The 11,479-nt window shown below is 71.6% G+C and carries 9 protein-coding genes and 1 pseudogene; 9 read left to right on the top strand and 1 reads right to left on the bottom strand.

The features are described 5' to 3' along the window. Positions 1-94 precede the first annotated feature (94 nt). On the bottom strand, positions 95-595 hold the full coding sequence (bldD, locus tag ACFW1I_RS16085) for a transcriptional regulator BldD (RefSeq protein ID WP_169092716.1): 501 nt from the start codon (positions 593-595) through the stop codon (positions 95-97). A gap of 257 nt (positions 596-852) precedes the next feature. Here bldD and pyrR point away from each other — a divergent pair, with 257 nt between their 5' ends. From pyrR to ACFW1I_RS16040, 9 genes and pseudogenes are all read left to right on the top strand, one after another. Beyond that, on the top strand, positions 853-1,416 hold the full coding sequence (pyrR, locus tag ACFW1I_RS16080; protein WP_384670170.1) for a bifunctional pyr operon transcriptional regulator/uracil phosphoribosyltransferase PyrR: 564 nt from the start codon (positions 853-855) through the stop codon (positions 1,414-1,416). 84 nt (positions 1,417-1,500) lie between these two features. After that, on the top strand, positions 1,501-2,484 hold the full coding sequence (locus tag ACFW1I_RS16075; RefSeq protein WP_384670168.1) for an aspartate carbamoyltransferase catalytic subunit: 984 nt from the start codon (positions 1,501-1,503) through the stop codon (positions 2,482-2,484). Positions 2,485-2,488: 4 nt separating this feature from the next. Then, entirely contained in the window at positions 2,489-3,775 is a 1,287-nt protein-coding gene (locus ACFW1I_RS16070; RefSeq protein ID WP_384670166.1) for a dihydroorotase, read from the top strand. Further along, complete coding sequence (locus ACFW1I_RS16065; protein WP_384670165.1) at positions 3,772-4,344, top strand: hypothetical protein; 573 nt, start codon at positions 3,772-3,774, stop codon at positions 4,342-4,344. Before ACFW1I_RS16070 ends, ACFW1I_RS16065 begins: the two co-directional genes overlap by 4 nt. Continuing rightward, entirely contained in the window at positions 4,341-5,480 is a 1,140-nt protein-coding gene (gene carA / locus ACFW1I_RS16060; RefSeq protein WP_384670164.1) for a glutamine-hydrolyzing carbamoyl-phosphate synthase small subunit, read from the top strand. The genes ACFW1I_RS16065 and carA overlap by 4 nt, the downstream gene beginning before the upstream one ends. Next, the gene (gene carB / locus ACFW1I_RS16055) at positions 5,473-8,781 is read left to right on the top strand and encodes a carbamoyl-phosphate synthase large subunit (protein WP_384670163.1); all 3,309 of its coding nucleotides are present in this window, start codon (positions 5,473-5,475) and stop codon (positions 8,779-8,781) included. The genes carA and carB overlap by 8 nt, the downstream gene beginning before the upstream one ends. Before the next feature lie 55 nt (positions 8,782-8,836). Further along, positions 8,837-9,946 (top strand): quinone-dependent dihydroorotate dehydrogenase, encoded by a 1,110-nt coding sequence (locus ACFW1I_RS16050; RefSeq protein ID WP_384670162.1) that lies wholly within the window; start codon positions 8,837-8,839, stop codon positions 9,944-9,946. After that, positions 9,943-10,779, top strand: coding sequence for an orotidine-5'-phosphate decarboxylase (pyrF, locus tag ACFW1I_RS16045; RefSeq protein ID WP_384670160.1), 837 nt, complete (start codon positions 9,943-9,945; stop codon positions 10,777-10,779). Before ACFW1I_RS16050 ends, pyrF begins: the two co-directional genes overlap by 4 nt. A gap of 308 nt (positions 10,780-11,087) precedes the next feature. Next, a pseudogene (locus tag ACFW1I_RS16040) lies at positions 11,088-11,405 on the top strand (integration host factor); the annotation flags it as partial. Between the last annotated feature and the right edge of the window lie 74 nt (positions 11,406-11,479).

The following is an 11,479-nucleotide window of genomic DNA, read 5'->3' as shown; positions in this document are numbered from 1 at the left end:
GGCGGCGCGTCGCACGAAAAGCCCCGGGCCCGTCGCGTCGGATGACGTCCACGGGCCCGGCGGCACGTTTCTGCAATGCGGAGCTCGGAGGAGGTCAGTTCTCCTCGTGGGTGACCGCGCGGCGCGCGTCCGCGTCGAGCACGCCCCAGCTGATCAGCTGCTCGGTCAGGACCGAGGGGGACTGGTCGTAGATGACGGCCAGGGTGCGCAGGTCGTCCTGGCGGATCGACAGCACCTTGCCGTTGTAGTCGCCGCGCTGCGACTGGATCGTCGCCGCGTAGCGCTGGAGCGGGCCGGCCTTCTCCTGCGGGACGTGGGCCAGGCGCTCCAGGTCCAGGACCAGCTTCGGCGGCGGCTCGGCGGCACCGCCGGGGGTCGTACCGGGCAGCAGCTCCTGCACCGGCACGCCGTAGAAGTCCGCCAGCTCGGCCAGACGCTGCACGGTCACGGCGCGGTCGCCGCGCTCGTACGAACCGACCACGACGGCCTTCCAGCGGCCCTGGGACTTCTCCTCCACCCCGTGGAGGGACAGGCCCTGCTGGGTGCGGATGGCGCGGAGTTTGGCCCCGAGCTGCTTTGCGTATTCGCTGGACATAACGCTCCCGGACGCTGTGACGACATGCGGCTGCGCCGCGCGGCTGGTAACTCACTGTGAGGTTACGCAGCGTTACTCTTTCCCGTCAAGCCGAAAGGGACTCGCCACCCCCTCCCGGGGGACGGTCCGCCGCAGGTCGGAGCGGGGGAGGGGGGAGCCCGGGAAAGCCCGTACGCGTGCCCCTGCTAAAGTGGACGCCGTACATCCGACGTCCTTTAAAGACCGTCCCGTGAGGCGGAGAAGGAGGTCCTTTCTTCATGGACACGCAAGCGCACACCGATGAGGCGCGGCCCGTTCTCGAGGCCCCCGACATCGCCCGGGTCCTGACCCGGATCGCCCACGAGATCGTCGAACGCGCCAAGGGCGCCGGCGACGTGGTCCTCCTCGGCATCCCCACCCGCGGCGTCTACCTCGCCCGCCGGCTGGCCGAGAAGCTCGAATCGATCACCGGAACCAAGGTCCCGGTCGGTTCCCTCGACATCACCATGTACCGCGACGACCTCCGGATGAAGCCGGCGCGCGCCATCGGCCGCACCGACATCCCCGGCGAAGGCGTCGACGGCCGCCTCGTCGTCCTCGTCGACGACGTCCTCTTCTCCGGCCGCACCATCCGTGCCGCCCTCGACGCCCTCGGCGACATCGGCCGCCCCCGCGCGGTCCAGCTCGCCGTCCTCGTCGACCGCGGCCACCGCGAGCTGCCGATCCGCGCCGACTACGTCGGCAAGAACCTCCCCACGTCGCTGCGGGAGACCGTCAAGGTCCAGCTCGCCGAGGAGGACGGTCGCGACACCGTGCTGCTCGGTGGCAAGTCCGCCTCCTAGCCGGACCGGCCGTCCCGCGGGGCCACCGCACCTCCGTGTGCCCCCGCATGCCCTCACGCCTCCCCACCCCGGAGAGAAACCCCGATGATGCGTCACCTCATCTCGGCCGCCGACCTCACCCGCGACGACGCCGTCCTCATCCTCGACACCGCCGAGGAGATGGCCCGGGTGGCCGACCGGCCGATCAAGAAGCTGCCGACCCTCCGCGGCCGGACCATCTGCAACCTCTTCTTCGAGGACTCCACCCGGACCCGGATCTCCTTCGAGGCCGCCGAGAAGCGCCTCTCCGCCGACGTCATCAACTTCGCGGCCAAGGGCTCCAGCGTCTCCAAGGGCGAGTCCCTGAAGGACACCGCCCAGACCCTGGAGGCGATGGGCGTCGACGCCGTCGTCATCCGGCACAGCGCCTCCGGCGCCCCCTTCCGCCTGGCCACCTCCGGCTGGATCGACGCCCCCGTCATCAACGCGGGCGACGGCACCCACCAGCACCCCACCCAGGCCCTCCTGGACGCCTTCACCATGCGCCGCCGCCTCGTCGGCCGCGACGCCGGCCTCGGCAAGGACCTGGCCGGCAAGCGGATCACCCTCGTCGGCGACGTCCTGCACAGCCGGGTCGCCCGCTCCAACGTCGACCTGCTGCACACCCTCGGCGCCGAGGTCACCCTGGTGGCCCCGCCCACCCTCGTCCCCGTCGGCGTCGAGAGCTGGCCCTGCGAGGTCTCGTACGACCTCGACGGCGTGCTGCCGAAGTCCGACGCGGTGATGATGCTGCGTGTGCAGCGCGAGCGGATGAACGCCGCCTTCTTCCCGACCGAGCGCGAGTACTCGCGCCGCTACGGGCTCGACGGCGACCGGATGGCGAAGATGCCCGAGCACGCCATCGTCATGCACCCCGGCCCCATGGTCCGCGGCATGGAGATCACCGCCGAGGTCGCCGACTCCGACCGCTGCACGGTCGTCGAGCAGGTCGCCAACGGCGTCTCCGTCCGGATGGCCGTCCTCTACCTGCTGCTCGGCGGCTCCGAGCCCGCCGTCACCCCCGCCACCACCCGCATCGAGGAGAAGTAAGAACATGAGCAAGATCCTGATCCGCGGTGCGAAGGTGCTGGGCGGCGAGCCGCAGGACGTCCTGATCGACGGCGAGACCATCGCCGAGGTCGGCACCGGCCTGTCCGCCGAGGGCGCGACCGTGATCGAGGCCGAGGGCCAGGTCCTCCTCCCGGGCCTCGTCGACCTCCACACCCACCTGCGCGAGCCCGGCCGCGAGGACTCCGAGACCGTCCTCACCGGCACCCGCGCCGCCGCCTCCGGCGGCTACACGGCCGTCTTCGCCATGGCCAACACCCACCCCGTCGCCGACACCGCCGGCGTCGTCGAGCAGGTCTACCGGCTCGGCAAGGAGGCCGGCTACTGCGACGTGCAGCCCATCGGCGCCGTCACCGTCGGCCTGGAGGGCAAGAAGCTCGCCGAGCTCGGCGCCATGCACGACTCCGCCGCCGGCGTCACCGTCTTCTCCGACGACGGCAAGTGCGTCGACGACGCCGTGATCATGCGCCGCGCCCTGGAGTACGTGAAGGCGTTCGGCGGCGTCGTCGCCCAGCACGCCCAGGAGCCCCGCCTCACCGAGGGCGCCCAGATGAACGAGGGCGTCGTCTCCGCCGAGCTGGGCCTCGGCGGCTGGCCGGCCGTCGCCGAGGAGTCGATCATCGCCCGCGACGTCCTCCTCGCCGAGCACGTCGGCTCCCGCGTCCACATCTGCCACCTCTCCACCGCCGGCTCCGTCGAGATCGTCCGCTGGGCCAAGTCCCGCGGCATCGACGTCACCGCCGAGGTCACCCCGCACCACCTCCTCCTCACGGACGAGCTGGTCCGCACCTACGACCCGGTCTACAAGGTCAACCCGCCGCTGCGCACCGAGAAGGACGTCCTCGCGCTGCGCGAGGCGCTGGCCGACGGCACGATCGACATCGTCGCCACCGACCACGCCCCGCACCCGCACGAGGACAAGGACTGCGAGTGGGCCGCCGCCGCCATGGGCATGGTCGGCCTGGAGACCGCGCTCTCCGTCGTCCAGCAGACGATGGTGGAGACCGGCCTCCTCGACTGGGCCGGCGTCGCCGACCGGATGTCCTTCGCCCCGGCCCGCATCGGCCGCGCCACCGGCCACGGACGACCCGTCTCGGCTGGTGAGCCCGCGAACCTGGTCCTGGTCGATCCGGCTTACCGTGGGACGGTGGACCCCGCGGACTTCGCCTCCCGCAGCCGCAACACCCCCTACGAGGGCCGTGAGCTGCCGGGTCGCGTCACCCACACCTTCCTGCGGGGCCGGGCAACGGTCATGGACGGGAAGTTGGCGTGACACACCACATCGCAAGCGCGGCCCTCGCCGCGGAGCAGAAGTCGGCAGAGGTGACCGACTGGGCCGGCCGGATCGGCTGGGTCGTCGGACTCCTGCTCTTCGTCGCCTTCGTCTACTGGCTCATGCGCCAGGGCTGGAAGTGGCGCGGCAGCCTCCAGTCGGACCTCCCGCCGCTCCCCGAGGTGCCGGAGGCGCCCGGTGAGGCCAAGCTGACGATGGACGGGCGCTACCACGGCTCCACCACCGCCGGACAGTGGCTCGACCGGATCGTCGCCCACGGCCTCGGCACCCGCAGCCGCGCCGGGCTCACGCTCACCGAGGCCGGGATCTCGGTCGTCCGCCCCGGGGCGAACGACTTCCTGATCCCCGCCGCCGGCCTGCGCGAGGCCCGCCTCGACAAGGGCATCGCCGGGAAGGTCCTCGCCGAGGGCGGGCTCCTGATCGTCACCTGGGAGCACGGCTCCACCCTCCTCGACTCCGGCTTCCGCTCCGACCGGGCCGCCGAGCACACCGCCTGGGTCGAGACCCTCAACTCCATGATCAACACGACGGAAGGCATCGCACGATGACGACCTCCACAAGGGGAGCCCAGGCTCCCGCCGTACTCGTCCTGGAGGACGGCCGCACCTTCCGCGGCCGCGCCTACGGGGCCGTGGGGGAGACCTTCGGCGAGGCCGTGTTCTCCACCGGCATGACCGGCTACCAGGAGACCCTCACCGACCCGTCGTACGACCGCCAGATCGTTGTCGCCACCGCCCCCCAGATCGGCAACACCGGCTGGAACGACGAGGACGACGAGTCGAGCCGCATCTGGGTCTCCGGCTACGTGGTCCGCGACCCCGCCCGCATCCCGTCGAACTGGCGCGCCAAGCGCAGCCTCGACGACGAGCTGGTCGCCCAGGGCGTCGTCGGCATCTCCGGCATCGACACCCGCGCCCTCACCCGCCACCTGCGCGAGCGCGGCTCCATGCGCGCCGGCGTCTTCTCCGGCGAGGCCCTCGCCCCCGAGGCCGAGCTGCTCGCCCGCGTGCAGGCCCAGCCGCACATGAAGGGCGCCAGCCTCTACGAGGAGGTCGCCACCAAGGAGGCGTACGTCGTCCCCGCGATCGGTGAGAAGAAGTTCACCGTCGCCGCGATCGACCTCGGCATCAAGGGCATGACCCCGCACCGGATGGCCGAGCGCGGCATCGAGGTCCACGTGCTGCCCGCCACCGCCACCGTCGACGACGTGTACGCGGTGCACCCGGACGGCGTCTTCTTCTCCAACGGCCCGGGCGACCCGGCCACCGCCGACGGCCCGGTCGCGCTCATGACCGCCGTCCTGGAGCGCAGGACCCCGCTCTTCGGCATCTGCTTCGGCAACCAGATCCTCGGCCGCGCGCTCGGCTTCGGCACCTACAAGCTGAAGTACGGCCACCGGGGCATCAACCAGCCCGTCCAGGACCGGACCACCGGCAAGGTCGAGGTCACCGCGCACAACCACGGCTTCGCCGTCGACGCGCCCCTCGACAAGGTCTCCGAGACCCCCTTCGGCCGCGCCGAGGTCTCCCACGTCTGCCTGAACGACAACGTGGTGGAGGGCCTCCAGCTGCTCGACCAGCCGGCCTTCTCCGTCCAGTACCACCCCGAGGCGGCCGCGGGCCCGCACGACGCCGCGTACCTCTTCGACCGCTTCGTTTCTCTCCTGGAGGCCGAGCGTGCCTAAGCGCACCGATATCCAGTCCGTCCTGGTCATCGGCTCCGGCCCGATCGTCATCGGCCAGGCCGCCGAGTTCGACTACTCCGGCACCCAGGCGTGCCGCGTCCTCAAGGCCGAGGGCCTGCGCGTCATCCTGGTCAACTCCAACCCGGCCACGATCATGACCGACCCGGAGATCGCCGACGCGACCTACGTCGAGCCGATCACCCCCGAGTTCGTCGAGAAGATCATCGCCAAGGAGCGCCCCGACGCCCTCCTGCCCACCCTCGGCGGCCAGACCGCGCTCAACACCGCGATCTCCATGCACGAGCAGGGCGTCCTGGAGAAGTACGGCGTCGAGCTGATCGGCGCCAACGTCGAGGCCATCCACAAGGGCGAGGACCGCGACCTCTTCAAGGGCGTCGTCGAGGCCGTCAACGCCAAGATCGGCCACGGCGAGTCCGCCCGCTCGGTCATCTGCCACTCGATGGAGGACGTCCTCCAGGGCGTCGAGACGCTCGGCGGCTACCCGGTCGTCGTCCGCCCCTCCTTCACCATGGGCGGCGCCGGCTCCGGCTTCGCCCACGACGAGGAGGAGCTGCGCCGCATCGCCGGCCAGGGCCTCACGCTCTCCCCGACCACCGAGGTGCTCCTGGAGGAGTCCATCCTCGGCTGGAAGGAGTACGAGCTGGAGCTCATGCGCGACAAGCACGACAACGTCGTGGTCGTCTGCTCCATCGAGAACTTCGACCCGATGGGCGTCCACACCGGCGACTCCATCACCGTCGCCCCGGCGATGACGCTCACCGACCGCGAGTACCAGATCCTCCGCGACATCGGCATCGCGATCATCCGCGAGGTCGGCGTCGACACCGGCGGCTGCAACATCCAGTTCGCGGTCAACCCCGACGACGGCCGCGTGATCGTCATCGAGATGAACCCGCGCGTCTCCCGCTCCTCGGCCCTCGCCTCCAAGGCCACCGGCTTCCCGATCGCCAAGATCGCGGCCCGGCTCGCCGTCGGCTACACGCTGGACGAGATCCCGAACGACATCACCGAGCAGACCCCGGCCTCCTTCGAGCCCACGCTCGACTACGTCGTGGTCAAGGCCCCGCGCTTCGCCTTCGAGAAGTTCCCCTCGGCCGACTCCACGCTGACCACCACCATGAAGTCGGTCGGCGAGGCCATGGCCATCGGCCGGAACTTCCCCGAGGCCCTCCAGAAGGCCCTGCGCTCGCTGGAGAAGAAGGGCTCGCAGTTCGCCTTCACCGGCGAGCCCGGCGACAAGGCCGAACTCCTCCGCGAGGCGGTCCGCCCGACCGACGGCCGCATCAACACCGTCATGCAGGCCATCCGCGCCGGCGCCACCCCCGAGGAGGTCTTCGACGCCACGAAGATCGACCCGTGGTTCGTCGACCAGCTCTTCCTGATCAAGGAGATCGCCGACGAGCTGGCCGGCGCCGACAAGCTGGAGCCGGAGCTGCTCGCCGAGGCCAAGCGCCACGGCTTCTCCGACGCCCAGATCGCCGAGATCCGCGGCCTGCGCGAGGACGTCGTCCGCGAGGTCCGGCACGCCCTCGGCGTCCGCCCGGTCTACAAGACGGTCGACACCTGCGCCGCCGAGTTCGCCGCCAGGACCCCGTACTTCTACTCCTCGTACGACGAGGAGAGCGAGGTCGCCCCGCGCGAGAAGCCCGCCGTGATCATCCTGGGCTCCGGCCCGAACCGCATCGGCCAGGGCATCGAGTTCGACTACTCCTGCGTCCACGCCTCCTTCGCCCTGAGCGACGCCGGCTACGAGACCGTGATGGTCAACTGCAACCCGGAGACCGTCTCGACGGACTACGACACCTCCGACCGCCTGTACTTCGAGCCGCTGACGCTCGAGGACGTGCTGGAGATCGTCCACGCCGAGACCCTCGCCGGCCCCGTCGCCGGTGTCGTCGTCCAGCTCGGCGGCCAGACCCCGCTGGGTCTGTCGCAGGCGCTCAAGGACAACGGCGTGCCGGTCGTCGGCACCTCCCCGGAGGCCATCCACGCCGCCGAGGACCGCGGCGCCTTCGGCCGCGTCCTCGCCGAGGCCGGGCTCCCCGCGCCGAAGCACGGCACCGCGACCACCTTCGCCGGCGCCAAGGCCATCGCCGACGAGATCGGCTACCCGGTCCTGGTCCGCCCCTCGTACGTGCTCGGCGGCCGCGGCATGGAGATCGTCTACGACGAGGCCCGCCTGGAGTCGTACATCGCCGAGTCCACCGAGATCAGCCCCACCCGGCCGGTCCTGGTCGACCGCTTCCTCGACGACGCCATCGAGATCGACGTCGACGCCCTCTACGACGGCACCGAGCTCTACCTCGGCGGCGTCATGGAGCACATCGAGGAGGCCGGCATCCACTCCGGCGACTCGGCCTGCGCCCTGCCCCCGATCACCCTCGGCGGCTTCGACATCAAGCGGCTGCGCGCCTCCACCGAGGCCATCGCCAAGGGCGTCGGCGTCCGCGGCCTGATCAACATCCAGTTCGCCATGGCCGGCGACATCCTCTACGTCCTGGAGGCCAACCCGCGCGCCTCCCGGACCGTGCCCTTCACCTCCAAGGCCACCGCCGTCCCGCTCGCCAAGGCCGCCGCCCGCATCTCGCTGGGCGCGACCATCGCCGAGCTGCGCGCCGAGGGCCTGCTGCCGAAGACCGGCGACGGCGGCACCCTGCCGCTCGACGCGCCGATCTCCGTCAAGGAGGCCGTGATGCCGTGGTCGCGCTTCCGCGACGTGCACGGCCGCGGCGTGGACACCGTCCTCGGCCCGGAGATGCGCTCCACCGGCGAGGTCATGGGCATCGACGCCGTCTTCGGCACCGCCTACGCCAAGTCGCAGGCCGGCGCCTACGGCCCGCTGCCCACCAAGGGCCGCGCGTTCATCTCGGTCGCCAACCGCGACAAGCGCTCGATGATCTTCCCGGCCCGCGAGCTGGTCGCCCACGGCTTCGAGCTGCTCGCCACCTCCGGCACCGCCGAGGTCCTCAAGCGCAACGGCATCAACGCCACCGTCGTGCGCAAGCTCAGCGAGGGCGAGGGCCCGGACGGCGAGAAGACGATCGTCCAGCTGATCCACGACGGCCAGGTCGACCTGATCGTCAACACCCCGTACGGCACCGGCGGCCGCCTCGACGGCTACGAGATCCGCACGGCGGCGGTGTCCCGCGGCGTCCCGTGCCTCACCACGGTGCAGGCGCTCGCCGCGGCCGTGCAGGGCATCGACGCCCTCAACCACGGCGACGTCGGCGTCCGTTCCCTCCAGGAACACGCCGAACACCTGACCGCGGCCCGCGACTAGCAGCCACCGAGGGGGACACCGGAAACGGTGTCCCCCTCTTCATGAGGACACCACCATGTACAAGCTCTTCTTCCAGCTCGTCTTCAAGCGCATGGACCCCGAGAAGGCCCACTACCTCGCCTTCCGCTGGATCCGGCTGGCCGCCCGCGTCCCCGTCCTGCGCACCTTCGTCGCCGCCGTCCTCGCCCCCCGGTACGAGGAACTGCGCACCGAGGCCCTGGGCCTCCGCATGCACGGCCCCTTCGGCCTCGCCGCCGGCTTCGACAAGAACGCCGTCGCCATCGACGGCATGGCCATGCTCGGCTTCGACCACGTCGAGATCGGCACGGTCACCGGCGAGGCCCAGCCCGGCAACCCCAAGAAGCGGCTCTTCCGCCTCGTCCCCGACCGGGCCCTGATCAACCGCATGGGCTTCAACAACGAGGGCTCCGCCGCCGTCGCCGCCCGCCTCCACGCGCGCGTGCCGGTCTTCAGGACCGTCGTCGGCGTCAACATCGGCAAGACCAAGGTCGTCGAGGAGGCCGACGCCGCCGCCGACTACGTGAAGTCCACCGAGCGGCTCGCCGCCCACGCCGACTACCTCGTCGTCAACGTCTCCTCGCCGAACACCCCCGGCCTGCGCAACCTCCAGGCCACCGAGTCGCTGCGCCCGCTGCTCACCGCCGTCCGCGAGGCCGCCGACCGCACGGTCACCGACCGCCGCGTCCCGCTCCTGGTGAAGATCGCCCCCGACCTCGCCGACGAGGACGTGGACGCCGTCGCCGACCTCGCCGTCGAGCTCGGCCTGGACGGCATCATCGCCACCAACACCACCATCGCCCGCGAGGGCCTCGGCCTGCGCTCCGCCCCGGCCCTCGTCCAGGAGACCGGCGGCCTCTCCGGCGCCCCGCTCAAGGAGCGCTCCCTGGAGGTCCTGCGCCGCCTGTACGCGCGCGTGGGCGACCGGATCGTCCTGGTGGGCGTCGGCGGCATCGAGAACGCCGAGGACGCCTGGCAGCGGATCCTCGCCGGCGCCACCCTGATCCAGGGCTACAGCGCCTTCATCTACGAGGGCCCCTGCTACGCCCGCGCCATCCACAAGGGCCTCGCCGCGCGCCTCGCGGCCTCCCCGTACGCCACGATCGCCGAGGCCGTCGGCGCCGACCACCGAAAGGCCGCCCAGTGACCCCCTCCTTCGGCACCCGTCTGCGCTCCGCCATGGACGAGCGCGGCCCGCTCTGCGTCGGCATCGACCCGCACGCCTCCCTGCTCGGCTCCTGGGGCCTCGCCGACGACATCGCCGGCCTGGAGCGCTTCACGTACACCGTGGTCGAGGCGCTGGCGGACACCGTCGCCGTCTTCAAGCCGCAGGCCGCCTTCTTCGAGCGCTTCGGCTCGCGCGGCATCGCCGTCCTGGAGCGCGCCACCGCCGACCTGCGCGCCGCGGGCGGCCTGGTCGTCATGGACGCCAAGCGCGGCGACATCGGCTCCACCATGGCCGCCTACGCGGAGGCGTTCCTCCGGAAGGACTCCCCGCTCTTCTCCGACGCCCTCACGGTCTCCCCGTACCTCGGCTACGGCTCCCTGAAGCCGGCCGTCGACCTGGCCCGCGAGTCCGGCGCCGGCCTCTTCGTGCTCGCGCTGACCTCCAACCCGGAGGGCGGCGAGGTCCAGCGGGCCGTCCGCGAGGACGGGCGCACCATCGGCGCGACCATGCTCGCCCACCTCGCCGAGGAGAACGCGGGGGAGACCCCCATGGGCTCCTTCGGCGCGGTCGTCGGCGCCACCCTCGGCGACCTCTCCTCCTTCGACCTCGACATCAACGGCCCGCTGCTCGCCCCCGGCATCGGCGCCCAGGGCGCCACCGCGGCGGACCTCCCGGTCGTCTTCGGGGACGCGGTCCGCAACGTCGTCCCGAACGTGAGCCGGGGCGTGCTGAGCGCCGGACCGGACGCGTCCGCCCTGCGGGACGCGGCGGCGCGCTACGCGGACGAGATCCGGGCGGCCGTCGCCGGCTGACCCGTCCCCGCCGCCGTCCCGGCATCCCCGCAGGTGGGAGCGGACGGCGGCCCCGGACGGCCGCCCACGGCGCCACTTGACGAAAACTTGGCAGAAATCCGGGTCGATATGCCGGAAAAGTCCTGGTCGAGCGAGGCTGACCAGGACTTTTCCGCTGTTCTCGCTGACTGGAGCGGCCACGCCCGCTAGTCTCCGGGGCAGGGCAGACGTCCAACGGTCACGTCGTTGGACGTTGCTCCACTGGTGTGGGTCGACCAGGTCCCTCACCGGTCCGTATCCGACAGATCGACATCCGAGGTGACGTAGGCGTGGCTCTTCCGCCCCTTACCCCTGAACAGCGCGCAGCCGCGCTCGAAAAGGCCGCCGCGGCTCGCCGGGAGCGGGCCGAGGTCAAGAATCGACTCAAGCACTCCGGCGCCTCCCTCCACGAGGTCATCAAGCAGGGCCAGGAGAACGACGTCATCGGCAAGATGAAGGTCTCCGCCCTCCTTGAGTCCCTTCCCGGCGTCGGCAAGGTCCGCGCCAAGCAGATCATGGAGCGGCTCGGCATCTCCGAGAGCCGCCGTGTCCGAGGTCTCGGCTCCAACCAGATCGCCTCCCTGGAGCGCGAGTTCGGCGGCGCGGGGGGGGGGGCGGGGGGGGCGGGCGGGGGGGGGGGGCGCGGGCCGCGGGCCGGCGCCCCCCCCCCCCCGGGAGACAT

The organism is Streptomyces sp. NPDC058955 (assembly GCF_042741435.1).
GTDB lineage: Bacteria > Actinomycetota > Actinomycetes > Streptomycetales > Streptomycetaceae > Streptomyces.
This window is presented reverse-complemented; position numbering and strand designations above follow the sequence as displayed.

Coding starts and splice junctions, on each gene's coding strand:
- bldD (WP_169092716.1), bottom strand. CDS start 595: ATGTCCAGCGAATACGCAAAGCAGCTCGGGGCCAAACTCCGCGCCATC.
- pyrR (WP_384670170.1), top strand. CDS start 853: ATGGACACGCAAGCGCACACCGATGAGGCGCGGCCCGTTCTCGAGGCC.
- ACFW1I_RS16075 (WP_384670168.1), top strand. CDS start 1,501: ATGATGCGTCACCTCATCTCGGCCGCCGACCTCACCCGCGACGACGCC.
- ACFW1I_RS16070 (WP_384670166.1), top strand. CDS start 2,489: ATGAGCAAGATCCTGATCCGCGGTGCGAAGGTGCTGGGCGGCGAGCCG.
- carA (WP_384670164.1), top strand. CDS start 4,341: ATGACGACCTCCACAAGGGGAGCCCAGGCTCCCGCCGTACTCGTCCTG.
- ACFW1I_RS16050 (WP_384670162.1), top strand. CDS start 8,837: ATGTACAAGCTCTTCTTCCAGCTCGTCTTCAAGCGCATGGACCCCGAG.